Source organism: Microbacterium stercoris (assembly GCF_017592545.1).
Lineage (GTDB): Bacteria > Actinomycetota > Actinomycetes > Actinomycetales > Microbacteriaceae > Microbacterium > Microbacterium stercoris.
The window spans coordinates 1-26,527 of the sequence record NZ_JAGFOA010000008.1 but is presented as its reverse complement, the minus strand read 5'-3'; the positions used below and the strand labels follow the sequence as shown (position 1 = coordinate 26,527).

Here is a 26,527-nt window from a genome sequence, read left to right as displayed (position 1 = left end):
TTCGGAGGATGCCTCCGGTTATGGATGAGACGTTACCGGAGGGTTCCTCCGTTTCGCAAGCCGCCGATCCGTTTTTTCTCTGGAGAGTCATGTCGAGCACCACCACCGAGGCGACCCTGCCCGCGTGGAGCGGCATCCAGCGCCCCCAGCGCTCCGACGCGCGCCGCAACTTCGACGCCCTGCTCGCCGCGGCCCGCGACGCCTTCGCCGAGCACGGCACCGAGGCATCGCTCGAGGACATCGCCCGGCGCGCGGGGGTGGGCATCGGCACGCTCTACCGCAACTTCCCCACGCGCACCGCGCTCATCGAGGCCGTCTACGTCGCCGAGGTCGAGAAGCTCGTGGCCGCCGGCACCGAAGCGGCGAAGCTGGAGCCCTGGACCGGCCTCACGACCTGGTTCGACCGCTTCGTCGACTACGTGGGCACCAAAAAGGTGCTGCTGGAGAGCCTGAACAAGGAATCGAGCGTGCTCGTCAGCTGTCGCGGCGCCATGTACGGCGCCGGCACCCCGCTGCTCGAGCGCGCCCAGCAGGCCGGGCTCGTGCGCCGCGATGTGTCGATCCAGGACGCCGTGCGCCTGATGTCGGGCATCGCCGGCATCGCATTCGACGACACGGCGCAGCGCGAGCGCATCATCGCCCTCGCGCTCGACGGCCTTCGCGTGCGCTGAGTCGCTCGCCGTCACCCTGAGTCGCCCGCGCAAACGCGGCGTCTCGGTCGCTTCGACCGCTGAACGAGTGAGCGGATGACCGCCGCCACTCCCCGGTTGTGTGGCGAGGGCCGACCGCCCCGCACCGGATAGAGTCGCGCCTTATGACCCGATCGCGCGCCACCCATCTCGGGTTCCTCCTCCTCACCCTGTGCCTGATCGCGGTCAACATGCGCGCGACGATCACCGGCATCGGCCCCCTGCTCGAGCAGCTCACGGCCGACACGGGGGCGCAGCTCGCCACCCTCAGCGGACTGACGTCGGTGCCGCTGATCGCCTGGGCCCTGTGCTCGCCGCTCGCGCACACCGCGGCGCAGCGCTGGGGCATCAACCGCGTGCTCACCGTCGCACTGGTGCTGCTGATTGCAGGCACGGTGATCCGGTCTCTCCCGCCCCTCCCCGGCGCGCGCTGGCCGATCGCGAGCCTCTGGATCGGCACCGCGGTGATCGGCGCCGCCCTGGCCGCGGCGAACGTGCTGCTGCCGGCGGTGGTGAAGCACTCGTTCGGCTCACGCGTGCCGCTGGTCACCGGCATCTACACCTCGCTGCTCGCGGGATGCGGCGCGATCGCCTCGGGCGTGGTGGTGCCCATCGCGCAGGCCGCGGGAGAAGGATCCACCGGATGGCGCGTCGCGCTGCTCGCCGTCGCCGCGACCCTGCCGTTCGCCCTGACCCTCTGGGCGATCCACCATCGCCGCGCCGGGCATGGTCCGATCACCCGCCACCGTCCCAAGGGGCCGAGCGTCTGGGGCGATCCGGTCGCCTGGCAGGTGGGCGCGTACTTCGGCGTGCAGTCGTCGACGTTCTACGTGATGCTCACCTGGATCGCGCCGATGGCGATCTCCTACGGGCGGGGTGAAGCGCAGTCGGGCGTCGACACGATGATGTTCCAGATCACGGGCGTGCTGTCGTCCCTCGCGCTGCCGCTCATCCTGCGCGGACGGATGGAGCGCTGGGTGCCGGCGCTGCTGCCGATCCTCGGATTCGCAGCCGTGATCGGGATGATCCTCGTGCCCGGCGGGATCCTCTGGTGGGGCATGATGACGGGCCTCACCAGCGGCGCATCGCTGACGATGTCGTTGACGCTCATGGCGTCGCGCGCCCGCGACCCGCAGATCGCCTCCGCCCTCAGCGGCATGGGCCAGTCGGTCGGCTACGCCTTCGCGGCGATGCCCCCGATCGTGTTCGGGCTGCTGCACACGGCCACGTCGGGCTGGGTCGCCCCGCTCGTCTTCGCCGCGCTGCTGCTGGTCACGCAGGGCCTGCTCGGCCTCACCGTGGGCCGCGAGCGCTTTGTGCTCGACCACTGAGCGCCGCCGCGCGTCGAGCGCGACAAGACACTTCCCCTATGGACATTCCCTATCGACATAGGTAAAGTCCACGGCGAGGCGCGACGATGCGCCTCGGAAGGACGCGCCGGATGAACGCTCAGGCCCTCGCCGCCGACTACTCGCTCGAGATGACGGGCAAGGATGTGCCCGCGCTGCACGAGGCGCGCCCCGCGATCCCGCCGGGCACCCGGGTGAACGTCACCTTCCTCGGCAACGAGGACCTCGAGATGCGCGTGGCCGCCGCGAAGGCCGTGAAGGACGCGGGCCTCGTGCCGATCCCCCACATCTCCGCCCGCCGCCTCGCCTCGCAGGCGCAGCTCGAGGAGTTCCTCGACCGTCTGCAGCATGTCGGCGCGGCCGACCACGTCTTCGCCGTCGGCGGCGACCCGGCCACCCCAGAGGGCCCGTACGACAGCGCGCTCGCGCTCATCCGATCCGGCGTCCTGCAGCAGTACGGCGTGAAGGAGGTGAGCATCTCGGGCTACCCCGAGGGCCACCCCGACATCCCGACCGACGTGCTCTGGACGCACCTCGAGCAGAAGACCGCGGCCCTCACCGAGGCCGGGCTCGGCACGGCGATCCTCACGCAGTTCTCGTTCGACACCGATCCGGTGATCGCGTGGATCGACGACGTGCGCTCGCGCGGCATCGATGCGACGATCCGGATCGGCACTCCCGGCCCCGCGGGCATCAAGCGACTGCTGGCCTTCGCCACGCGCTTCGGCGTCGGCGCCAACGCGATGATCGTGAAGAAGTACGGGTTCTCGCTCACGAACCTGCTCGGCACGGCCGGACCCGACCGCTTCGTCACCGATCTCGCCGACCGCCTCGGCGCCGATCCCCAGGCGGGCGACGTGAAGCTGCACATGTACGCCTTCGGCGGCCTCGCGGCAACTGCGGCGTGGGCGCGAGACTTCCAGGCGAAGGCGAGCGCGAAGTGACGCTGCACGATCCGGCCTTCGCCGACCGCGCCGTGCTCATCGTGCACGGACCGGATCAGCCGGGCATCGTGCGCGCGATCGCCGACCTGATCACGCGCAACAAGGGCAACATCGTCTCGCTCGACCAGTACTCGTCCGACTACGCCGGCGGCGACTTCTTCCAGCGAGTGGTGTTCCACCGCGCCGACCTCGTCACGGCGATGCACGACCTGCGCGCCGACATCGCCGCGACCGTCGAGCCCTTCGGCATGACCTGGCAGCTGCGCGACCAGTCGGTGCCCAAGCGCATGGCGATCCTGGCCTCGAAGAGCGACCACTGCCTGCTCGACCTGCTGTGGCGGCACCGCCGCGGCGACCTGCCCGTGACGATCCCGATGGTGATCGCCAACCACACCGACACCGCCGAGGACGTGCGCTCGTTCGGGGTGCCGTTCTTCCACGTCGAGTCGCAGGTGGGCCCCGACAAGTCGCAGAGCGAGGCGGAAATCCTGAAGCTCCTCGCCGGCAACGTCGACTTCGTTGTGCTCGCGCGGTACATGCAGATCCTCTCCGGCGACTTCCTCGAGAAGGTCGGTGTGCCGGTGATCAACATCCACCACTCGTTCCTGCCCGCCTTCATCGGCGCCAACCCGTACCGAAAGGCGAAGGAGCGCGGCGTCAAGCTCATCGGCGCCACCGCGCACTACGCCACCAGCGACCTCGACGAGGGACCGATCATCGAGCAGGACGTCGTGCGGGTCACCCACGTCGACACCGCCGAGGATCTGCAGCGGCGCGGAGCCGACGTCGAACGCGCGGTTCTCTCGCGCGCGGTGCTGTGGCATGCCCAGGATCGGGTCATCCGCCACGGCAACCACACCATCGTGTTCTGACGCGCGAGCGCCGGCACCCGAGTCGATACCCAGACCACCCGAACATCCCCCCACCACAGACAGAGAGGTTCACGATGGGACACACGAATCTGCAGCAGGTGCTCGACGCCAAGGGCTCGGCCGTCGAGCTGCTGCGCAACAGCCAGATCGGCTCGTACATCTACCCGGTGGTGCCCGCCGACTTCCAGAACTGGATCAAGGAGCAGCGCGCCTGGCGCGAGACGGCCGTGCTCTACGACCAGTCGCACCACATGGACAACCTGTTCCTGCGCGGATCCGACGCGATCAAGCTGATCAGCGACACCGCGATCAACTCGGTCGCCACCTTCCCCGTCGACCGCGCCAAGCAGTACGTGCCGACCAGCTCCACCGGCGGCGTGATCGGCGACGGCATCCTGTTCCACGAGGCCGAGGACGAATACGTGTACGTCGGCCGCGCCCCGGCCGCCAACTGGCTGCTCTTCCACGGCGAGACCGGCGGCTACGCCAACCTCGACATCGAGGTCGATCGCCGCTCCCCCTCGCGCCCCTACGGCGACGCGGTCACGCGCCGCTACTACCGCTTCCAGATCCAGGGCCCCCGCGCGTGGGACGTCATCGAGAAGCTCAACGGCGGCCCGCTCGAGCAGCTGAAGTTCTTCAACATGTCGACCATGCAGATCAAGGGCAAGACCGTGCGCACGCTGCGCCACGGCATGGCCGGCGCGCCGGGCCTCGAGGTCTGGGGCCCGTACGCCGACCACCACGAGATCCGCGATGCGATCGTCGAGGCGGGCGCCGAGTTCGGCCTCGTGCCCGTCGGATCCCGCGCCTACCCCTCGAACACGCTCGAGTCGGGCTGGATCCCCTCGCCCCTCCCCGCGATCTACAGCGGCGAGGCCGAGCGCGCCTACCGCGAGTGGCTGCCCGCCGACAGCTACGAGGCGACCGGCACCCTCGCCGGATCCTTCGTGTCGGACGACATCGCCGACTACGAGCTCAGCCCGTGGGCGCTGGGATACGGATCCTTCGTCAAGTTCGATCACGACTTCATCGGTCGCGACGCGCTCGAGAAGATCGATCCGGGCAGCCAGCGCAAGAAGGTCACGCTGGCGTGGAACGCCGAGGACCTGGCGAAGGTGTGGGCGTCGCTGCTCGATGTCGACGGCCCGCAGTACAAGTTCTTCGACCTGCCCCTCGCGAACTACGGTTCGGCCAACTACGACCGCGTCGTCGACGCGGACGGCACCACGGTCGGCTTCTCGATGTTCACCGGCTACAGCGCCAACGAGAAGCGCGGCCTGTCGCTCGGCACCGTGGATGCGGATGTGCCCGAGGGCACCGAGCTGAAGGTCGTCTGGGGCGAGCCCGACGGCGGCTCGTCGAAGGCCTCGGTCGAGCCGCACGAGCAGTTCGAGGTGCGTGTGGTGGTGAGCCCCGTGCCGTACTCCACCGTCGCGCGCCAGGAGTACCAGGGCGGCTGGCGCACGGGCTATTCGGCCTGATCACCCCCACGGGGCTCGAGTGCCACGGCACTCGAGCCCCGTGTCATATCGGTTGAGGCTTTTCGGCCACAATGGTCATCAGCACCAGAAGGGACGGGCACATGAGCCTGCGTTATGCACTGATCTCGCTGCTGCGCGTCGGCCCGCTGTCCGGATACGACCTGCAGAAGCAGTTCCAGGTGTCCGTCGGCCACCTGTGGCACGCGCCCGACAGCCAGATCTACCCCGAGCTGCGCAAGATGGAGGGCGAGGGGCTCGTCGTCGGCGAGGACCAGGCCCGCGGCGAGCGCGGCACCCGGCGCGTCTACCACCTCACCGAGGAGGGCGAGGCGGCGTACACGCGATGGATGCAGGATCCGCTGCCCTACGCCCGCGTGCGCGAGCCCGCGAACCTGAAGGCGGCGTATCTCGAAGCGGCGACGTCGGACGCGGCCCGCGCGTTCCTGGCCGATCACATCCGGCACTGGCGCGGAGAGCTCGAGCAGTGGGAGGCCGAGCTCGTCCGCATCGACGCCCGCGAGAACCCGATGCTGCAGCGACGGCTCGCGGTGACCGACCCCCGCGATCACGACCGCACGGTCGCCTTCAAGCGCTTCGGCTACGAGGGCCTCGTCGCCCGCGCCCGCGCCGAGATCGCCTGGGGAGAGCAGGGCCAGGCGCTGCTCGACTCGCTCTACGGCCCCGAAGACGCGCACTCGGCCTCCTAGCCCCGCGCCCCTCCCCGCTCGTTGAGCGAGGGAGGAACGACCGAGTCGAAACGCCCACGCCCCGCGCGGCGGTCGGCCCGCGGGGCCGGCACCCCCCGCTCGCTCGACGAACGAGGAGGGTGGCGCCCCGCGAGAACACATGGTGCGTCGCGGCACAACACCCGCCCCGCGACACCACACCCCGCCGGATGTGCCCCCGCGCCGCAGATGTGCCCCGGCGCCCTAGCCGCCTCCGCTCGTTGAGCGAGGGAGGAACGACCGAGTCGAAACGCCCAAGCCCGCGCGGCGGTCGGCCCGCGGGGCCGGCACTCGCCCCGCTCGTTGAGCGAGGGAGGAACGACCGAGTCGAAACGCCCAAGCCCGCGCGAGGCCACAACCCGTTCGCGGTCACCGGCGTCTCGACTCGCTCCGCTCGCTCGACGAACGAGCAGGGTGGGGCGCCGCGAGAACACATCGTGCGTCGCGGCACCACACCCGCCCCGCGACACGACAGCCCGCCGGATGTGCCCCCGCGGCGCAGATGTGCCCCGGCGCCCAAACCACCCCCGCTCGTTGAGCGAGGGAGGAACGACCGAGTCGAAACGCCCAAGCCTCCGCGGCACCCAAACAACGAGCCCCGTTTCCGGCGTCTCGACTCGCTCCGCTCGCTCGACGAACGAGGAGGGTGGCGCCCCGCAAGCCCCAAGCCCCGCGGGCACAGCCCGCGCGGCCACAACCCGCCCGCGGTTTCCGGCGTCTCGACTCGCTCCGCTCGCTCGACGAACGAGGAGGGTGGCGCCCCGCACGCCCCAAGCCCCGCGGGCACACCCCGCGCGGCCACAACCCCAGCCGCGTTTCCTGCGTCTCGACTCGCTCCGCTCGCTCGACGAACGAGAGGGTCGGCACCGCGCCCGCGCGCCGCGCGGGGCGTCAGCCGACGCCGACCACGGCCTTCGCGCGCGAGCGGCCGGTGGCGTCCTTGAGCACAACGTAGGAGGCGTCGACGTGGGGCTCGAGGGCCGAGACCTTGTCGTTGGGCGCGCCGATGACGAGCTGGAAGCCGAGGCCGCGCCAGGCCCCGACCGCGCGGCCCGAGAACTGCGCGTCGGCCTTGATGAGCGCCTCGTCGAGCAGCACCGGCGCGTAGCGCGGGCGCTGGGCGTCGGCGTCGCCGAGCTGGTAGCGCAGAGCGGCGCCGACGATGAAGGCCACAAGCTCCTGCGACTCACCGCCCGACTTCTCGCCGATGTGGTCGTAGAGCGCGACGTGACGGCCCTCGAGATCGATCTTCTCGGCCGACAGGCGCACGTGGCGGCGCACGTCGACGAGCTCGACGAAGTCGGGAGCCTCGCGACGGATCCGGTCGATGAGGCGCGCCATCCGGCCATAGCGCGTCTCGCGATCCGCCTCGGTGGCGCGGTGCGACAGCAGCTCGCGCAGCTCCTTGAGCTCGCGCTGGAACGACAGCAGGGCGACCGAGCGCACGGGAGCCGCCTCGATGCGCAGGCGGTGGTCGTCATCCGCGAACGGCAGTTCGGCGAGGATCTGGTTGACCGGATCGATGCGCTGCGTGATCTCCGACCGCGCGCGGCGCAGGGCGTACTCGAGGTCGGAGAGGTCGTCGCCCGAGAGGCGCAGCAGGCTGCGGCGCCACTCCTCCTCGAGCTCGTGGAGGCCGTCGCCCTCGAGCGCGACCAGGATCTGCTCGAACTCCGCGTACGAGCGGTCGGGGTCGGTGCCGAGGTTCGGGTCGGGCCACTGGCGCAGGAACCCCTCGAACAGGCTCGAGAGCGCCTCGCATCCGGTCTCGATCGCCCGCTCGGCGGTCTCGGTGTCGTGGCGCAGACGCTCGGCGGCGCGAGCGGCGACGGCGTCGAACGCGGCGAGCGCGGCACGCGGATCCGCGGCGCCGGCCTGCGGCGTCTCGTCGTCGGCGAGCAGCTCGTCGAGGTAGGCACGGCGTGCGGCGTGCGCCTCGTCGAGCGCGGTGTCGTCGTCGTCCTGATCGGCGGCCTCGAGGGCGCGGGAGGAGAGATCCACCTGGTCGGTGATCTTCTCCCACTCCTCGTGCAGCGCGGCGGCGGCGGTCTTCGCCGACCCCAGCTGCTGCCCGAGCTCGTCGACGAGGTCGTCGAGCTCGGCGGCGCGCTCGCGCAGCGGGCCCAGCTCGACGTTGCCGGCGGTGAGCTCGTCGATCCGGGCGGTCCACCGCTCGATCTCCGCCTCGGTGGCGACCGTGTCGACCTGGTCCCAGGGCGTCTCGATGACGACCTTGAAGGCGTCCTTGCGCTCGTCGTCCTGCGCGAAGGCCTCGTCGGCGCGGCGCAGTCCCTGCGTGGCGATCACCCAGGAGCGCTCAGCGGCCTGGATCTGCACGTCGAGCTGCGCGATCCGGCGCGCGTTGGTGAAGCCGATGACGCTGCCAGAGGGCGAGCCGCCGTGCGCGCCGCGCAGGCCCTCGCTGGTCTGGCCCGAGCGGGTGAGCGCCTTGGAGTAGCCGCTCATCTCCTTGGCGCTCTCGACGCACACGTACGAGAAGCGGTCGACGAGGCGCGAGCGCAGCCAGTCGGCGAACGGCGAGGTGGCGTAGTCGAGGCGCCCGGGCAGCGTGTTCGCGTCGGGACGCACGTCGACGGTGAGGCCGAGCTGCACCCCCTCGAAGCGGATGCGCTCGCGCGAGGGCACCTTGTCGATCGCGGCGCGGAAGGCGCCGATGCGCTCGGAGTCGATGAGCAGCGTGGTGGCGAAGCCGCCGAGCGCCATGCCGAACGCATCGCGCCACGGCTCGTGCACGGTCTGCACCTCGATGAGCTCCGCGACGAACGGAAGCTCGGACGGATCCATGTCGGCCGCGATCGCGAGCGCCACACGCGCCTGGTGCAGGCGCTCGGGGATGTTGCCGTGGCGTGCCGCGAGGGCGCCGCGCTCGAGGCGCAGCTCCTTGAGCGCGGCCTCGGTCTCGCGCACCAGATCGCGGGCACGGTCGCGGTCGGCGAAGGTGGCGTAGCGGGCGTCCTTGTCGGCGAGGCGCGTGCGGCCGGCAGCGGCGAGGCGCTCGAGATCGGCGGCGGAGTCGGCGGATGCGCCGAGGGTCTCGAGGGCGCGGTCGAGACGGGCGCGGGCGGCCTGCGCGGCCACGAGGCGATCCTGAGCGGCTGCCTGCTCGCGCTGGGCGGTCTGCAGCTGCTGGCCGCCGGATGCCCAGAGCATCTCGCGCACGCCCGCGAGCTCGCTCTTGCGGGCGCGCAGGGCGGCGTCGAGGTCGCTGACCTTGTCGTCCGCCGCGCGGGAGCGCACACGCACGTCGTCCTCGACGTCGCGCAGCAGCTCGAGGCGCCGCTCATGACGCCACAACGCCACCGGCGCGGTGTCGTCGTCGGGGGTGCCGACCTGCGCGATCAGCTCGAGGCGGGCGCGGGCCGCGTCGACCGCGGCGCGGTGCTGGCGGATCGGCGTGAGCGCGCGCACCTGCTGACGCGCGGTGAGCATCCGCTCGCGGGTGTCGCTGAGCTCGTCGAAGTGCGCCACGACCTCGTCGGCCTTGGCGAGCGTGTCGGGCTCTTCGAGCACCATCGCCTTGTACAGCGCGTCGACCGTGGTGATCTGCTGACCGGCCTGGATGCGCGCGAGCAGCGCGATCGCCTTGGCGCCGCCGCCCGCCGCGCCGATGCCGAGCGTCGAGTGCAGGCGCGCGGTGAAGTCCTTGTCGGTGTCGAAGCACACCAGGCCCGCCGCCGTGAGGCGGGCGCGCGCGAACTTCGCATCGGCCGCGGGCCCCAGCTGCGTGAGGTCGAAGGCGCCGTCGATCGTGGCGCGCACGGTGGTGAGCTCCTCGATGGCGCGGGCGCCGGCCGGCACGTACCAGGCGCGGATCGCCGTGAAGACCTGACCACCCTGATCGGCCCACGTCATCGCGATGGCCGACCAGATGTCCTCGCCGTCGCCGCGCAGCACCCGCTGGCGGGTGCCCTCATCGGTGCGCGACTCATCGACCTTGCCACGGGCGTACGAGAGCACGTTGCGCTGATCCTTGCCGCGCGGGCGCCCGATGACGCCGCCGTTCGAGGCGCCGTTGAACGGCACCGTGTGCGGCATCAGCAGCGCGATGTACGCATCCATGAGCGTCGACTTGCCGGATCCGGATCCGCCCGACAGCAGCGTCGCGCCCGGCGCGAAGCGCACGGTGTGGTGGCCGTCGTAGCCGCCCCAGTTGACCAGCTGCAGGTCGCGCGCGATCCACTGCTGCCCGGTCGAGGCGGCGGGGATCAGCCCGAAGAGGGTCTCGATCATCGTCATGCGGTCTCCGCCTCCGGGGTGTCGTCCTGCTCGTCGTCGGCGACGGGATCCGATCCGGATCCGTCGTCGTCATCCGCGACCGGATCCGATCCGCTCACCTCGTCGGCGAGCGCCTCGCCGGCAAGCGCCTCGCCGGCAAGCGCCTCGTCCGCAAGCGCCTCGCCGCGGAGGCCGCCGCTGCGCAGCCACGTCACGAGCTCGCCCAGCCGCTCGACCGACAGCACCACCTCCACGAGCGGGGTGATGCGGTAGCGGCCCTCCGACTCCTCATCGAGGAAGCCCTCGGTGACCAGGCGCGCGATCGCACCGCGGATCTCCTTCTGCCGAGCGGCCACGTTCGTGCCGTCGACGTCGAGGTAGGTGAGCGCGTTCTGCTCGAGGTCCTCGGCGTCCACGCGCGTGGCGGTCTCGCCGGCGCCTCCTGAGCGCTGGTGCAGGCTCCGCAGCTGCACCAGCAGCACGGTCTCGATGCGCGAATAGGCCTCGTCGCGCAGCAGCACCGGCACCTCGATCTCGGCCGAGCGCACCTGCTGCTTCCAGGCCAGCCCGCGGTCGTGGTCGACGATCAGCCGCACGAAGAGGTCATGCAGGCGCGACTCGATCACCTGCTGGTGCGCGATGAGCGCCTTCCACTGCTGCGGGTTCTGGTCGGCGCGCAGGTAACGGCGGCGCAGCAGCTGCACGAGCACACGACGCGCGTCGACGTCGAGCGTGCCGGTGTCGCCGGGGAAGAGGTCGCTCGGGTCCTCCTCCATGGAGACCGGATCGATGAAGGCGGTGTCGCTCATGAGGCTCCGTCGGCGGGATCGGGCGAATCAGGATCAGTCAGGCGCGCGCTGGCGGCCGAGAACGCGAGGCGGCGGCGGGTGCCGTCGGGGCGGATCGCCACGACCTCGACGATCTCGTCGCCGTCGGTCAGGCCGAAGCGGTCGGCGATCTCGAACAGGCCGACGAGGTCGGCCGGGCGGCGCAGGTCTTCGGGGGCCGCCTCGAACGCGGCGGCGAGGTCGAGCTCTCCCCCGGCCTCGGCGGCGAAGGCCTCGATGTGCGCGCGCAGCTCGGAGTAGCTCGGGCCGCCCCAGCGGCGCGCGAGGTCGAGGGTCGCGGGCTCGTCCTCGAGCGCCGGCGACGCCGCGAGCCGGGCCGGGCGGCTCTGCGGCGCGAGGTCGTCGAGCGTGGTGCGCAGGCGCCCCACCTGGGCGCGTGGCAGGCGGCGCAGCCCCTCGACGGGCTCGTTGCGCCGGGTCGTCGGCATCCATGCGGCCAGCTCGACGATCGCATCGCGCAGCAGGTCGTCGACCTCGCGGTCGCGCAGCGGATCGTGGTGGCGCACCTGAGCGGCGATCACGCGCGACGCCGTGCGCTGGGCGGTGAGCACCGTGTCGATGCCCCGCTCGAGCTGCTGCGAGAGGCTCGCGAGCTCGATCCGCTGCACGGCCGGAAGCTTCTCGGCGAACGGCTGGTGCAGCACGATGTCGAGCTGCTCCTGCAGGCGGTCGAGGCGATCCGGGTCGCCGACGAGTCGCAGCGCTCCCGCGAACGCGCGGCCCTCGGCCGTGGCGTCGAGCACGTGCTCGGCGCGGTGCAGGTACTCGCGCAGCACCTCGCCCGTGGGGCGCTCGTCCTGGCGCAGGGCGGCGACCACCTGGCGCTGCAGATCGCGGATCGACTCCGCCACGCGCGCGAAGTCGGCCGGAAGCTCGCGCACGAGGGCGAGCACGTTCTCGGCCTCCTCGCGCAGCACCTCGTCGTCGGCGGGCTCGACGACATCGTTCAGCTCCAGGCGCTCCAGCTCCCACTCGAGCCGGCGGATCGCCTCACGCAGCCGCTCCCGGCGACGCTCGGCATCCGGATCCGCTTCGCTTGCCAGGTGGTCGACCGCCTGGAGCAGCGTGCGCACGCGCGACTGCGACACCCGCGAGCGCGGGCCGCCCGCGCGGCTGGCGATGTCGAGCGCGCCCACCGCGTGCGCCGAGAGGCGGTACACCTCGACGTCGGCGTCGTCGGCCTGCCGGATCAGCCACCCGGCATCGACCCACTGCTTGCAGAGCTCGCGCGCGGATCCGACGGGCAGATTGTCGTTACCGGCGGCGCGCAGCTGGTCGAGGGCATCCCCCACCTCGGTGTGCACCTCGGCCACCGCAACGCTCGGCCGCGCGCTCGTGAACACCGACGCCAGCAGCGTCACGATCAGCGGCGCGTGCCGCTTGTGCAGCAGGGCGAGCATCGGGCTCTGGAAGGCTCGGACCGCGCCTTCGTAAGCGCCCTCGATTCGCGTGCTCATGGAGGATCCAGCCTAGTCGGCGCACGACTTCGCGCCGAACGCGCCGGGTTGTTCCCTGCCCGCGGGGGCACCGTCCCCTCCCTGAAAACACGTGTTGTCAGCGACAACGTGCCTTATCTGCGCCGATCCGGCATGTTCTCGCTCAGAGGACGTGTTTTCAGAAGGGCGTGGTGGCCACCCGGGCGCGGATCAGCCGTAGTGGCAGACGTACGAGACGGCGTCGGTGACGCGGATGTCGAACGACGAGTTTCCGGGCACCTCGAACGAGTCGCCCGCGCCGTAGGCGGTCCACTCGTCCGAGCCGGCGAGGCGCACGGTGCAGGATCCGGTGTGCAGCTCCATGACCTCGGGGGCGCCGGTGCTGAAGTTCAGCTCGGAGGGCAGGATCACCCCGGCCGACTTGCGCGTGCCGTCGGCCAGGAAGAAGGTGTGGCTCACGCACTTGCCGTCGAAGTAGACGTTGGCGGCCGGATCCAGGGTGACGTTCTCGTAGGTCATGGCTCGATTATCGAGCCGGCGGCGGATGCTCCGAGACCACGCGGGCGAGACCGCGAACGCGCGAGCGACGCGGGCCGTCAGGTGGCGTACTCGAGCAGATCGCCGCCCAGCGCGTGGAACGCCGCGTGCGCGCGCTGCCGGTCGAGCAGCGTCTCGTCGTCGAAGGCGACGAGAAGCGCGTAGGCGAAGGCGCCACGGCGCCCGGCGAGCACACCGGCCTCCGCGCGTACGCCCTTCTCGCGGCCGGTTTTCGCGAAGTGCACCACGCCGTGGCCATCCGGCTCGTGCGAGAAGGGGTCGGCGCCGATCGCGGATCCGACAAGACCCGCGTCAGTCACAGGGCTGAGCCAGGTGACCACGCGCTCGCTGACTCCCGCGTCGACCGCCGTGCCGCCGGCGAGCGCGGCGAACAGGTCGGCGAACTCCCGCGCGGTGCCGAGCGCCAGGTGCGGGGCGTCATCCGGTCCGCGCTCGGCTCGGAAGCCGTCGAGCAGCGCCGAACGGGGCATGCCGAGGTCGACGATGCGGCGGGTGACGTTCTCGTGCCCGACGACGCCGAGCAGCGCATTGGTGGCCGCGGCATCACCCGCGGCTGCGGCGAGCACGGCGAGGTCGACCACGGGCAGCGTGGGTGCGGCCATCGCGCGCCAGAGGCCCGTGGGCGCGGGGCGCTTGGTCTTCGGGCGGTCGATGAGCTGGTGCGGATCGAGGGTGCGCGCCTCGATGCGTGCGGCGGTCTCGATGAGCAGCGGCACGATGCCGAGGCCGCCCACCGGCAGCGCCAGGTGGTCGTCGCCGGCGAGCACCACCTCCGCGCGGTCGAGGTCGGTGACGTGCACGGCGACGCGGGCACCGGCGAGCGCGAGGCGCTCGAGGGCGCCGGTTGTCGCTCGGAAAGTGCGCGTCTGTCGTCCCCGGCCGCTGCGCAGATCCTTGCGCGACGTTCCGTGACTCATCTCGCTACGGGGATCCGCTCCCACGACAGCCCTTCGCTCGCTCGCGTCGTTCCCTCACCCGCATCCATTGTGCGGCCTGACGGGCCGTCGTCGGGGCCGTTCCGGGCTCGATCCGGTGAAGATCAGGGAAGATCCGTAGAGATCCGTGCCCGCTGAGTGGAGAGCGCGGATCCGTGGGTCCGTCGGGAGGGCGGCTATTCGATGAGGCCCCGGAAGTCGGTCGCGTCGAGCGCGCCGATGGCCGACGGGTCATCCCCGGCGAGCACGTCGCGGAACAGCCGCGACTTCTTCTCCTGCATGGCCACGACCTTCGCCTCGATCGTGCCCCGCGAGATGAGGCGATAGACCACAACGGGACGCGTCTGCCCGATGCGGTGCGCGCGGTCGGTGGCCTGCGCCTCGGCGGCCGGGTTCCACCAGGGATCGAGAAGGATGCAGTAGTCGGCCTGAGTGAGGTTGAGGCCGAAACCGCCGGCCTTCAGCGAGATGAAGAACACCGGCACCTCGCCGGAGGTGAAGCGGTCGATCATCGCGCGACGGGCGCTCATCGACACGGATCCGTCGAGGTACGCGAAGGGGATGCCCCGCTTCTCGGCCACGGCGGCCGCCCGGCCGAGGAACTGCGTGAACTGACTGAAGACGAGCACGCTGTGGCCGTCGCCGACGATCTCGTCGAGCAGCTCGCCGAGCTTCTCGAGCTTCGCGCTGGGGGCGTGGCCGTCGCCCACGAGCTCCGGATCGAGTGCGAGCATCCGGAGGGTCGTCAGCGAGCGCAGGATCTCCATGCGGTTGGAGTCGACGTCGTCGAGCAGACCCAGCACCTTCTGGCGCTCGTGCTGCAGCCGCAGCGCATATGCGTGCTTGTGCGCGGGATGCAGCTCGACCTCGAGCAGCTGCTCGGTCTTCTCGGGCAGGTCGCCCGCGACCTGCTCCTTCGTGCGCCGCAGCATAAAGGGCTTGAGGCGGCGGCGGAGGCGATGCAGACGCTCGGCGCTGCGCTCCCGCTCGATGGGCTTGCGGTACTGGTCGGTGAAGGTGCGCTCACCGCCGAGCAGTCCCGGCGCGGTGAGCGAGACGAGCGCCCACAGCTCGAGCAGGTTGTTCTCGAGCGGGGTGCCCGTGATCGCGAACTTGCTCGGCACCTCCAGCAGGCGGGCGCAGCGGTGGGTCTGCGCGCGGTGGTTCTTGATCTGCTGCGCCTCGTCGAGCACAAGCACCTGGAAGCCAGCGGCCTGATACTCGTCGAAGTCGAGGCGGAACAGCGCGTACGACGTCACCACGAGCGCCGCGCCCTCGATCTGCGTCGCGAGGGTCGAGCCGCGCTTTCCGGACGTCTCCTCGATGGCGACCGCGGGCAGCTCCGGGGCGAAGCGGCGCGCCTCGGACACCCAGTTCGAGACCACGCTGGTCGGCGCGACCACGAGGTAGCGCTCGCCCGGCGACTCGGCCTGGGCCCGCGCGAGCGCGGCGAGCACCTGCACGGTCTTGCCGAGGCCCATGTCGTCGGCCAGGATGCCTCCGAGCCGGTTGCGACGCAGGAAGTCGAGCCACGCGAGGCCGGTGCGCTGGTAATCGCGCAGCTCGGCGCGGAACCCCGGGGGCAGGTCGACCGGCGCGAGCTGCTCGGTCTCGGTGAGGCCGCGCATGCGCTCGAGCCAGTCGTTGGCCTGGGCCTGCACCAGCCCGATGCCGACGATCTCCTCCCACAGGTCGGCCTGCCAGCGCGAGATGCGCAGGGGGCCCGTGGGGCGATCCTGCAGGGCCCGCGCCTCGTCGAGCAGCTCGCGCAGCGGATCGAACTGCGTCGTGTTGAGGGCGAACACCGTGCCGCTGGGCAGCACGACGTAACGGTCGCGGGCCACGAGGGCGGTGAGCAGCATGCCGAAGGGCACGGCCTCTCCCCCGACCTCGACCGAGACCTCGAGGTCGAACCAGTCGTTGCCGTTCGGCTGCGTCGACACGTGCACAACCGGCGGATCGGCAGCGAAGCGGTACTCCGGCAGCTCGTCGGTCTCGTCGACACGCAGCCCGTCGACCGCCCGGAGCGCGGGCAGCACCATCGCGCGGAACTCGACCGTCTCGTCCTTCGTGAGCATCGCAGCCCCGAAGGTCGTGCCGACGCGCGCACCGAGCAGCCCCGCGTGCTCGCCCGCGGCCTGCTCGACCGCGTCGGCGATGCCGCGCTCCTCCGACGGGGTGCGGATGCCCGAGGCATCCGGGTAGTCGAAGCGCCATGAGAGCGTCGCCCGGTTGTCGGCCTGGGCCAGCGTCAGCACCAGCGTCGGGCGCGGAGGCGCGGGGATCTCGTACGATCCGTCGGATCGGAGCGGCGCGATCCGGCGCAGCTTCGGCAGGTACTCGCGTTCGAAGTCGGCCACGGCCCCGTCGGGCACGGTGAACGGCTCGCCCTGCATCAGGCGAGTGAACGCCTCGGCGAGCGGTTCCCGCAGGGGCACCAGCTCACGCACGCGCTCGTCGTCGGCGATCGCCATGGCGGCCACCGGTCGCCCGATCGGCAGGATCTGCGCCTGCGGCGCATCGAGGTCGATCACGGGCTGCACGTGCAGCGCCTCGTCGTGGTGCGCGAGCTGCAGGTAGTGCGTGGCGGGCTCGGCGCGCAGCGCCACCTCCTGCTGCGCCTTGGTGTCGGCCACGAGCTGCACACCCGCCTCGCGCAGCTCGAGCAGCACGTTCCACAACGCGCGGCTCGGCAGCTCGTCGAGCCGGATCCACTGCGGCGCGCGGTCGTAGTACCCCCAGCGGCTGGCGGGGCGGGCCTGGTCGTGCATCGACGCGATCTCGCCGAGCGCGCGGCGCGCGACGGTCTCGGATCCGGCCGCCTCCAGGTCGTGCCAGCCGATGCCGGTGCGGATCCAGGTGCCGCGCGAGCCCTTGATGGCGGGCCGGATATGCGCCCACTCGCCCGTGCGCGTGCGCTCGAGGCCCACGAGCAGGGCCACCTCGGCGGGCTCCTCCTCGGCGTCGAGCGCCTTCTCGAGCAGACGCCGCCAGGGCTCGATGGGCGCGGCCGCGGGCTTCGGCAGCGCCGCGCCGCTCGTGGCGCCGTGGGCGATCAGATGCAGGATCGCCGCCGCGTGCACGCATCCGTCGGATCCGCACTCGTCGCAGTCGATGCTCACGCCGTTTCGCTCGCCCACGTCGATGAACACGGTCCAGCGCCCGACGCGGCCCTCGAAGGAGGTGACCCCACCCATCTCGTAGCGCTGGGTGATGCGGGCCACACCCTGCTCGGCGAGATGCGCGCCGTGCTGCACCATCCACGCGGGAAGGATCCGCGGCAGATCCTCGGGTGTCAGCTCGAACGGCACGGATCGAGCCTAGGCGCGGGGTGGGACATCCGGCGCCGCGGTCGCCGCACACCCCCCTCGCTCGTCGAGCGAGCGAGGAACGAGCGAGTCGAGACGCCCCACACCACCGCAGGGCCCAAGTCCCGGGTCGTGACACGCGTTTCGACTCGCTCCGCTCGCTCAACGAACGAGGGGCAGATGCCCCGCGCGCCACCCCACCCCCCTCGCTCGTCGAGCGAGCGAGGAACGAGCGAGTCGAGACGCCCCACACCACCGCAGGGCTCAAGCCCCGGGTCGTGACACGCGTTTCGACTCGCTGCGCTCGCTCAACGAACGAGGGGCAGATGCCCCGCGCCACCCCGCTCCGCTCGCTCAGCGAACGGGACGAGGGCCACCGCTCAGCGCGCGGCGACGGTCAGCTCGGCCTCCACGGGCAGCGCCTGCGAGGAGGAGCCGGCGGCGATGCGGTACGTGCCGGGGCGCACGCGCAGGCCGCCCTCGTGCAGCCAGTCGCTCGGGGCATCCGGCAGGCGCACCTCGGAGTCCCACGTCGCGAGGCGCTCCACGGCGAACGACAGCTCGACCTCGCGGGTCTCGCCGGGCTCGAGGCGCACGCGCTCGAACGCGAGCAGCAGCCGCAGCGGCGCGCCCTCGTCCGAGCGCAGCGCGTACACCTGCACAAGCTCCTCGGCTGCCCGAGAGCCCGAGTTCGCCACGGACACACGAGCCGTCACCACCGACTCGTGTGCCCGGGGCAAGAACCCCGGATGGCGGAGTGTGACCTCCGGGGCGTTCACCGATCCCGCCGACAGCGAGATCGAGTCATACGAGACCGACGTGTAGGTCAGGCCGTGTCCGAACGGGAAGGTGAAGGATCCGGGCTGGTGACGGTACGTCGCCTGCTGACGCAGGGTGTCGTAGTCGAAGAGGTCGCCGGCCTGCGCGGCGTCGGCGGGCCACGACTGGGCGAGGCGGCCCGACGGCTCGCGATCGCCCGAGAGCACGTCGGCGATGCCGTGGCCGAGGTCCTGCCCGCCGTGGCTCGACCAGATGACGGTCTCGGCGTCGCGCACACCCTCGCCGAGCACGTACGGGTAGCTCGAGACAACGGTCAGCACGGCGCGGGCGCCGGCCTCGCGCGCGGTCTGCCAGATCTCGACCTGCGACTGCGGCAGCAGGATGTGCGGGCGATCCTCGGTCTCGCGTCCGGCGAGGTGCGGGTCGTTGCCCACCGCCACGACCACAACGTCGGCTTCCGCAGCGGCCGCGGCGACGGCCGCGTGGCCCGAGCGCACCACACGCGGCGTGAAGCGCTCGGCCTGGTTCTCGGTCACCCCGTCGGCGACGAGCAGACCCGAGTCGCGCAGCGTGCGCAGCCAGCGCCCCGAGCCGAGGTGCAGCAGCGACCACGTGCCGTCGGCGTGCACCACACGACGGAAGCTCTCCTGCGCGATCCAGCCGCCCACGCGCGTCGCGTCGGCGCGCAGGGGCCACGCCCCGCCGGTGAGCAGACGACCCGAGGCCTGCGAGCGGATGACCAGGATGCCGTCGCCCCAGTCGGCGAAGTCGAACAGCGCCTCCTCGGAGGCGGCAGGCGCGTCGGCGATCACCACGGATCCGTCGCCGTCGCTGCGCACGTAGCGTCCGTTCGACGCGCGCAGGGCCACGGTGTCGGCGCCGCTGACGACGTCGACCCGCGCGTCGGGATAGCGCGCGGCGAGGCCCGCGGCGATGCCCACCGAGTAGGGGGGCGTGCCGGCGTACCAGTCGGTGAGCACGGCGTCGGCGAGCGGGCCGACCACGGCGATCCGGCGCGGATCCGCGAGCGGCAGCACCTGGGCGTCGTTGCGCAGCACAACGACCGACTTGCCCACGACCTCGCGGGCGAGCTCGCGCGAGGCGGGCGCGTCGATGTCGGCGGCGGTGATGCCCGCATACGGATCGGCGTCGCCGTCGAACTCGCCGGAGCGGATCCGCATCTCGAGCAGGCGCAGCACGGCGCGGTCGATGTCGGCCTCCGTCAGCAGTCCCTTGGCGAGCGCCTCGCGGATCGCGGACGTCGTGGGCTCCGCGTTCGCGTCGTCGTCGGTGAAGGAGTCCAGACCCGACCGGATCAGCTTGGCGGCGCCCTCGGCCTTGTCGGCCACCTCGCGCTGCAGCTCGGCGAGGAAGGTCGGAGCACCGGCATCCGAGACGATCGCGATCGACTCGTCCGACCAGCTGCGCGCCTCGGCGACGAGCTCGGGCTGGGTGTGCGCGGCGGTGCCGTTGACCCGGTTGTAGGCGAGCATCATGCCGCCGGCGACGCCGTGCTCGATGGCCTCGCGGAAGGCGGGCAGCTCCTCCTCGTGGAGGGTGCGCAGCGACATCTCGCTCGACGTGGTCGAGCGGTCGGTCTCGTTCGAGTACGCCAGGAAGTGCTTCAGCGCGGGCACGGTGCGCCAGACGCGCTCGTGCGATCCGCGCAGGCCCCGCGAGTAGGCCGCGCCGAAGTGCCCGGTGATGTGCGCGTCCTCGGAGTAGCCCTCCTCGTTGCGTCCCCACGCGGGATGACGCAGCGTGTTCACGACCGGCGCCCAGACGTTGAGGCTCACCAGCGGGTTCTCGGCGCGCTTCGCGCGCACCTCGGTCGCGGCGACCTCGCCCACGGCCTCGATGGCGGCGGTGTCCCAGGTCGCCGCCAGCCCCACGGGCTGGGGAAAGACGGTGGCGGTGCCGAGCCAGGCCGCGCCGTGCAGCGCCTCGCAGCCCGTGCGGAACTCGCTCACTCCGAGACGCTCGATCGCGGGCGCCGCCTGGTGCAGCATCGCGATGCGCTCATCCGCGGTCAGCTGCGCGAGCAGATCCTGCGCGCGCTCGGTCAGGGGCAGCGAGACGTCGCGGAACGCGCTCATGCGGACTCCTCCGGGGTCAGGGTGATGCGGATCTCGCCCGCGGTGTTCGTGTCGACCAGCTGGTCGCCGACGAGCAGCGACCATCCGGCGGTGGCGTCGTCGGAGGACGCGATGATCTCGTCGCCGACGCGGCGCACGCGGAACGACGTCGAGGGGCCCTCGAAGCCGGGCACGGTCGTGACCCGGTCGTAGCCATCGGGCAGCTCGAAGCAGGCGAGGGTGACATCCTCCGCCCACTCGTAGTCGGGCCGGTCGTCGCGCGCGCCGATCGGCAGCACGGTGCCGGGGCGCACGCGCAGCGGCACCGAGTCGAAGCCGTGCGTCTCGCGCACCCAGCGGCGCCCGTCCTGCACGGAGCCGTCGAGCAGCGAGGTCCAGAGGCCCTCGGGCAGGTAGTACTCGACCGATCCGTCGGCCGTGAACACCGGCGCCACGAGCAGCGCGTCGCCCAGCATGTACTGGCCGTCGGCGTCGAAGCCGCCGCGATCGTCGGGGAACTCGAGCACCATCGGGCGCATCATCGGCGTGCCGGTCGCGGGAGCCTGCTCGGCGATGCCGGCGAGGTAGGGCATCAGCGTCATCTTGAGCTTCGTGAAGCGGCGGGCGACATCCACCGCCTCCTCGTCGAAGGCCCACGGCACCCGCACCGTGTCGGATCCGTGCAGGCGCGAGTGCGACGACAGCAGCCCGAAGGCCAGCCAGCGCTTGAAGACGCCCGGATCGGGGGTGCCCTCGAAGCCGCCGATGTCGTGGCTCCAGTAGCCGAAGCCGCTGAGTGCGAGCGACAGACCGCCGCGCAGCGACTCGGCCATCGACGCGTAGGTCGAGTCGCAGTCGCCGCCCCAGTGCACGGGGAACTGCTGGCCGCCCGCGGTCGCCGAGCGCGCGAAGACGATCGCGTTATCGACGCCGTAGTGCTGCTCGAGCGCCCGGAACACCGCCTCGTTATAGAGGTGCGGGTAGTAGTTGTGCATACGCGCCGGATCGGATCCGTCGTGCCAGACGACCCCCGTGCTCGGGATGCGCTCGCCGAAGTCGGTCTTGAACGTGTCGACGCCCTGCTTCATCAGACGCACGAGGTGCGCGACGTACCACTCGGTCGCCTCGGGGTTGGTGAAGTCGACGAGGCCCATGCCGGCCTGCCACATGTCCCACTGCCAGACGGATCCGTCCGTGCGCTTGAGCAGGTACCCCTTCTCGGCGGCCTCCGCGAACAGGCGCGAGCGCTGGGCGATGTACGAGTTGATCCAGGCCGACACCCGCAGGCCGCGGTCGTGCAGGCGCGCGAGCTGGCCCTCCGGATCCGGGAACGTGCGCTCATCCCATTCGAAGTCGGTCCACTGGAACTCGCGCATCCAGAAGCAGTCGAAGTGGAACACCGACAGCGGGATGTCGCGCTCGGCCATGCCGTCGACGAACTCATTCACGCTCGCCTCGTCGTAGGCGGCGGTGAACGAGGTGGTCAGCCACAGGCCGAACGACCACGCGGGCAGCTTCGCCGGGCGGCCGGTCAGCGCGGTGTAGCGGGCAAGGACGTCCTTGGGCGTGGGGCCGGCGAAGACGTAGTAGTCGAGCGTCTCGCCCTCGACCGAGAACTGCACGCGCGAGTTGACCTCGGATCCGACCTCGAACGACACCGCCGACGGATCGTCGACGAAGACGCCGTAGCCGCGGCTCGTCAGGTAGAACGGCACGCTCTTGTAGGACTGCTCGCTCGAGGTGCCGCCGTCGGCGTTCCACGAGTCGACGACCTGGCCGTTCTTGGTGAAGGCGCCGAACCGCTCGCCCAGGCCGTAGACGCGCTCGCCCGGCTCGATCGAGAGCTGCTGGTGCACCCACGTCGACGCCGGCGCCTCGTGGCCGTTGCCGGTCATGTGGCCGACGGATCGCGGTAGCGACGTCGTCAGCACCGTCTCGCCCTGCTCGAACGAGAAGTTCCAGGATCCGTCGCGCTGCACGCGCACGCGCAGGTCGCCGGCCTCGAGCACCCCCTCCGTTTCGGTGAGCGAGATCGTGGGACGGAAGGACGCGTCCTCGAACTTCTGGAAGTCGGGTCCGCGGTGCACGGCACCCTGATGGCGCTGCACCCGCACCTTGACGACGCCTTCGGCGGGCGACGAGAACGTCAGCGTGAACATCGGGCGGTTGAGGGTATCCCCGCGCTCGCGCACCGCGACGGTGGGGGCGAACACGGTCATGGTGCCCGCCGCCTCGTCGATGCGGATGTCGTCGACCTGCTGGGCGAACAGCGGCGTGATGCCGGGCCGTGTCAGCCAGTAGCCATCGGTGAACTTCACTTCGTGCGCCTTTCGATGAGCACCATCGCTCCGCCTGCGGCGATCGCCGCGGTCGGGCCTGTCGTGTGTCCCGTCAGGAGATCCTCGGATCCCTCGGGCACGGCCACGTGGGCCGTGGAGTCTGCGTGGTTGAGGAGGAAGAGCGCGTCGCCGCGGCGCACCGCCTCGAGGCCGGCGGGCAGCGGTTGGTCGCCGAGCACGCCCTCGATGCCGGCGAGCGCCTGGTCGAGCACCGCGGCGAGCGCGGCGTCGGCCACGGTGCCGAGGTACCAGACGTCGCCGTGCCGCGTCACGGCGGGGCGGCCGGCGAGGTCGCCTTCGGCGAAGCTCGCGAGCACCTCAGCGCCGTCGCTGCGCAGGCGCTCGGCGATGATCTCGGCGCGTGTGCCGTCGCTGAGCGAGACGCCGCCGTCGGGCAGGCCGACCCACTCCTCGCCGCTCACCCCCACCAGCTCCCGGATCGGCACGGGCGAGCGCCCGGTGAGGATCGCCCCGTGCGCATCGGCGACGCCCGAGAACGGGCCCACGACGATCCGGATGCCGGCGGCCGCCGCCTTCTCGAGCTGCGAGGCGGCATCCGCTTCGAGGATGTAGCTGTGCGGCACCAGCACCGCGCGGTACGAGGTGAGGTCGGCGCCGGGCCTGACGAGGTCGGCCGCGATGCCGCGGCGCCACAGCTCGGCGTGCCAGCGCTCGAGCTGATCGATCGTGTCGTGGCGCGTGGTCGGGCGCGCGGGCTCCTTGGCAGCCCACCACCCCTGCCAGTCGAACAGGATCGCCACGGGCGCCTGGACGCGCCCGCCCGTCACCTCGCCGAGCCGCGCGAGATCGGCGCCGAGGCGCTCGATGCCGCGGAACGCGTCGGTGTCGGCGCCGGCGTGCGGCAGCATCGAGGAGTGGAAGCGCTCGGCGCCCGCGCGGGCCTGGCGCCACTGGAAGAAGGCCACGCCGTCGGCACCTCGGGCCACGGCCTGCAGCGAGTCGAGCCGCATCCGCTCGGGCGACTTCGGCAGGTTGTGCGGGCGCCACGACACCGCGCTCGCGGCCTGCTCCATCAGCATCCAGGGGCGTCCGCCACCGAGCGAGCGGATCAGATCCTGCACCAGCGCGATCTTCTGCGGGCTGTGCGGGTCGGCGGGATCCGGGTACTGGTCGTCGGAGACGACGTCGAGCTCGGGCGCCCAGTCCCAGCCGTCGACGAGGTCGAAGAAGCCCATGAGGTTGGTGGTCACCGGCTGCGTGGCGCCGGAGGCCCGGATCGCATCGCGCTGCTCGACGAAGCAGGCCTTGAGCTCGTCAGACGTGAAGCGGTGGAAGTCGAGCGTCGCGGCGGGGTTCAGCAGGTAGGGCGCCGTGCGCGGGGGCGTGATGTCGTCGAAGTCGCGGTAGCCCTGCGACCAGACGCGGGTGTCCCATGCCGCGTTGAGGGTCGCGATGTCGCCGTAGCGTGCGCGCAGCCACGCGCGGAACGCCCGCGCCGCCTCGGGGCCGAAGTCGATCTGGCCGTACTCGTTGCCCACATGCCACATGCGCACGGCGGGGTGGGCGGCGTAGCGGGCGGCAAGGTCGGTAGCGATCGCGAGAGCCGCCTCGCGGTAAACGCGCGACGACGGCGCGAACTGGTTGCGCGATCCGGGCGACAGACGCACGCCGTCGGCGGTGACCGGCAGGGTCTCCGGATGATCGACGCCCATCCACGGCGGCGGCGAGGCGGTCGGGGTGGCGAGGTCGACCGCGATGCCGTTCTGGTGCAGCAGATCGAGGATCTCATCCAGCCAGCCGAACTCCCGCGCGCCGGGGGTGGGCTCGATGGTCGACCAGCTGAAGACGCCGACCGTGACGAGATTCACGCCCGCCTGCCGCATCAGCGCCACATCCTCGAGCCACACCTCGCGGGGCCACTGCTCGGGGTTGTAGTCACCGCCGAAGAGGATGCCGCGATCGGCCGCCAGGCGGGCAAAGGCGTCGCCCGCGGAAGGGGGCACGGCACCGGTCATCGAAGACTCCATCGTCAGATTTCGAAGCGCTTCTGCAATTCTATCGAAGCGCTTCAACAACGGGACCATATACTAGGTTGAGACGGATTTCCAAGGACGGAGTTCACGATGGTGACCATCGCCGATGTCGCCGAGAAGGCGGGCGTCTCGATCTCGACGGTCTCCTACGCCATGAGCGGCAAGCGGTCGATCTCGCCCGCCACCCGCGAGCGCGTGGAGGCCGCGATCGACGCGCTCGGATTCCAGCCCCACCAGGCGGCGCGCTCGCTCGCCTCGTCGTCGACCAACGTCATCGGCCTGCAGGCGCCGCTGCGTCCCGGCGTCGACGTGCACGTCGTGATGGAGATCGTCACGGGCGTCGTCACGCAGATGCGCACGCGCGGCTACGACATCCTGCTGCTCACGGGCGATGACGCGCACGGCATCGAGCGCGTCGCGCGGGGATCGATGGTCGACGCGCTGCTCGTGATGGACATCGAGTCGGACGACCCGCGCATCGCCGCGCTCTCGCAGCTCGAGCAGCCCTCGGTGCTCATCGGCCTGCCGGCGGGGCGCCGCAACCTGCCGTGCGTCGACTTCGACTTCGAGGGCGCCGGCTGGATGGCCGTCTCCCACCTCGCCGAACTCGGGCACAAGCGCATCGCGCTGCTCGGCTCGCCCGAGGAGGTCATGACTCGCCACACCTCGTACGCCGACCGCCGCGATCGCGGTTTCGCCGAGGCGTGCGCCTCCGAGAAGGTCGTCGGATCGGTGCATCCCTGCCCGGCGGGCGCCGACGCCGTGGACGCGCTCGATGCGATCCTCGCCGAGGATCCGTCGATCACGGGATTCTTCATCCACAACGAGGCGGCCCTCCCCCACCTGGTCGCGCGCCTCGTCGAGCTCGGCCTGCACTCGGCCGAGAAGCCCGCCGTCGTCGCCCTGTGCCCCGAGAACGTCGCGCTCTCGGTGCCGACGCTCACCGAGAGCATCGCCGTGCCCGCCTTCGCGATGGGCACGGCGGCCGCGGACGCGATCACCGAGATGCTGGGGGGCGCCCGTCAGCCCGGCGTGCGGCTCATCCCCCCGACGCTCACGACCCACGAGCGCTGATGGCCATCGACCCAGACGGGCGCGTGCTCGGCGGCATCACGAACTTCCTGACGTTCGTGATGCTCAACGTGCTCTACCTGATCCTGTGCCTGCCGATCGTGACCATCGGCGCTGCCACCAGCGCGCTGTTCGAGGTCACCATGCGCTACTCCGACGACGAGCAGGGCCGCCCCGTGCGCGACTTCTTCGCGGCGCTGCTGCCCAACGCCGTGCGCGCCACCACGATCGCCGCGGCCACGCTGGTTCCCGCCGTGGCCCTGGCGTTCAGCGGCGTGTTCTGGTTCGCCGGTGAGTCGGTGATCGGCCTGGGCGCCGCCATCCTGTCGTTCCTCGGCGCCGCCTACCTGTTCGCGGCGTTCCTGTTCGGCATGGCGCTGGTGGCGCGGTTCCAGTCGCCGCTCGGCACCACGCTGCGCAACGCGCTGCTGCTGCCTGCCGCCGAGCCGCTGCGCACCCTCTTCGTGGTGCTGCTGCCGGCCACGGCGGTCGCCCTGTGCGTGATCTTCCCCGCGCTGACCTTCCTGCTCGCGACCATCGGCATCGCCTTCGGCGCCTACGTCGCGGCCTTCATCTTCCGCTCCGCCTTCGCCCGCTACGAGCCCCCGGCAGCCTGACCCCCCGGCACCGCACCCCCCCGCCGGCCTCTGACCCCCGGCACCCCCACCCCCGGCTCCCCCACCCCCCGCTCGTTGAGCGACCGAAGCGAGCTCTGCGAGCGCAGGAAGTCGAAACGCCCAAAGCCCTCGCGAAGGCCCGACCCCCGGCAGCCCGACCCCGGCGCTCGTTGAGCGACCGAAGCGAGCCCTGCGAGCGCAGGAAGTCGAAACGCCCAAACTCCCCCGGGCCCCGACCCCCGGCAGCCTGACCCCCCCGCCCCCACC

At 71.6% G+C, this 26,527-nt stretch carries 17 protein-coding genes; 8 read left to right on the top strand and 9 right to left on the bottom strand.

What is annotated here, in order from left to right:
- Positions 1–89: 89 nt before the first annotated feature.
- The 6 genes from J5V96_RS16035 (at position 90) to J5V96_RS16010 (ending at position 6,045) form a co-directional block, all read left to right on the top strand.
- Positions 90–671 carry a TetR/AcrR family transcriptional regulator gene (locus J5V96_RS16035; protein WP_208505320.1) on the top strand — a complete coding sequence of 194 codons (582 nt, stop codon included), beginning with the start codon at positions 90–92 and terminating at the stop codon, positions 669–671.
- Between the two features lie 143 nt (positions 672–814).
- Positions 815–2,020, top strand: coding sequence for an MFS transporter (locus J5V96_RS16030; protein ID WP_208505319.1), 1,206 nt, complete (start codon positions 815–817; stop codon positions 2,018–2,020).
- A gap of 110 nt (positions 2,021–2,130) precedes the next feature.
- Positions 2,131–2,982, top strand: a complete 852-nt coding sequence (locus J5V96_RS16025; protein WP_208505317.1) for a methylenetetrahydrofolate reductase — start codon at positions 2,131–2,133, stop codon at positions 2,980–2,982.
- Positions 2,979–3,854, top strand: a complete 876-nt coding sequence (gene purU / locus J5V96_RS16020; RefSeq protein ID WP_208505315.1) for a formyltetrahydrofolate deformylase — start codon at positions 2,979–2,981, stop codon at positions 3,852–3,854. The genes J5V96_RS16025 and purU overlap by 4 nt, the downstream gene beginning before the upstream one ends.
- 74 nt (positions 3,855–3,928) lie before the next feature.
- On the top strand, positions 3,929–5,338 hold the full coding sequence (gene ligM / locus J5V96_RS16015) for a vanillate/3-O-methylgallate O-demethylase (RefSeq protein ID WP_208505313.1): 1,410 nt from the start codon (positions 3,929–3,931) through the stop codon (positions 5,336–5,338).
- 101 nt (positions 5,339–5,439) lie between these two features.
- Entirely contained in the window at positions 5,440–6,045 is a 606-nt protein-coding gene (locus J5V96_RS16010; RefSeq protein WP_208505311.1) for a PadR family transcriptional regulator, read from the top strand.
- 909 nt (positions 6,046–6,954) lie between these two features.
- Here J5V96_RS16010 and J5V96_RS16005 read toward each other — a convergent pair.
- The 9 genes from J5V96_RS16005 to J5V96_RS15965 form a co-directional block, all read right to left on the bottom strand.
- Positions 6,955–10,320, bottom strand: a complete 3,366-nt coding sequence (locus J5V96_RS16005; RefSeq protein WP_208505309.1) for an ATP-binding protein — start codon at positions 10,318–10,320, stop codon at positions 6,955–6,957.
- Positions 10,317–11,108, bottom strand: coding sequence for a DUF4194 domain-containing protein (locus J5V96_RS16000; RefSeq protein WP_208505307.1), 792 nt, complete (start codon positions 11,106–11,108; stop codon positions 10,317–10,319). Before J5V96_RS16000 ends, J5V96_RS16005 begins: the two co-directional genes overlap by 4 nt.
- Entirely contained in the window at positions 11,105–12,604 is a 1,500-nt protein-coding gene (locus tag J5V96_RS15995) for a DUF3375 domain-containing protein (protein ID WP_208505305.1), read from the bottom strand. The genes J5V96_RS16000 and J5V96_RS15995 overlap by 4 nt, the downstream gene beginning before the upstream one ends.
- Before the next feature lie 189 nt (positions 12,605–12,793).
- Entirely contained in the window at positions 12,794–13,102 is a 309-nt protein-coding gene (gene ppnP, locus J5V96_RS15990; RefSeq protein ID WP_208505303.1) for a pyrimidine/purine nucleoside phosphorylase, read from the bottom strand.
- A 77-nt stretch (positions 13,103–13,179) separates the two neighbouring features.
- Positions 13,180–14,058: a serine hydrolase gene (locus J5V96_RS15985; RefSeq protein ID WP_208505301.1), complete on the bottom strand. Its 879-nt coding sequence runs from the start codon at positions 14,056–14,058 to the stop codon at positions 13,180–13,182.
- A gap of 194 nt (positions 14,059–14,252) precedes the next feature.
- Positions 14,253–17,387 (bottom strand): DEAD/DEAH box helicase, encoded by a 3,135-nt coding sequence (locus J5V96_RS15980; RefSeq protein ID WP_208505298.1) that lies wholly within the window; start codon positions 17,385–17,387, stop codon positions 14,253–14,255.
- Between the two features lie 377 nt (positions 17,388–17,764).
- Positions 17,765–20,260, bottom strand: a complete 2,496-nt coding sequence (locus J5V96_RS15975) for a beta-glucosidase family protein (protein ID WP_208505295.1) — start codon at positions 20,258–20,260, stop codon at positions 17,765–17,767.
- Positions 20,257–22,557 carry an alpha-xylosidase gene (gene yicI, locus J5V96_RS15970; protein ID WP_208505293.1) on the bottom strand — a complete coding sequence of 767 codons (2,301 nt, stop codon included), beginning with the start codon at positions 22,555–22,557 and terminating at the stop codon, positions 20,257–20,259. The genes J5V96_RS15975 and yicI overlap by 4 nt, the downstream gene beginning before the upstream one ends.
- Entirely contained in the window at positions 22,554–24,554 is a 2,001-nt protein-coding gene (locus tag J5V96_RS15965; RefSeq protein WP_208505284.1) for a beta-galactosidase, read from the bottom strand. Before J5V96_RS15965 ends, yicI begins: the two co-directional genes overlap by 4 nt.
- 108 nt (positions 24,555–24,662) lie before the next feature.
- Between J5V96_RS15965 and J5V96_RS15960 the strand changes: the two genes are divergently transcribed.
- On the top strand, positions 24,663–25,646 hold the full coding sequence (locus J5V96_RS15960) for a LacI family DNA-binding transcriptional regulator (protein ID WP_208505282.1): 984 nt from the start codon (positions 24,663–24,665) through the stop codon (positions 25,644–25,646).
- Positions 25,646–26,260 carry a DUF624 domain-containing protein gene (locus tag J5V96_RS15955; RefSeq protein WP_208505280.1) on the top strand — a complete coding sequence of 205 codons (615 nt, stop codon included), beginning with the start codon at positions 25,646–25,648 and terminating at the stop codon, positions 26,258–26,260. The genes J5V96_RS15960 and J5V96_RS15955 overlap by 1 nt, the downstream gene beginning before the upstream one ends.
- The last annotated feature ends 267 nt before the right edge of the window (positions 26,261–26,527 follow it).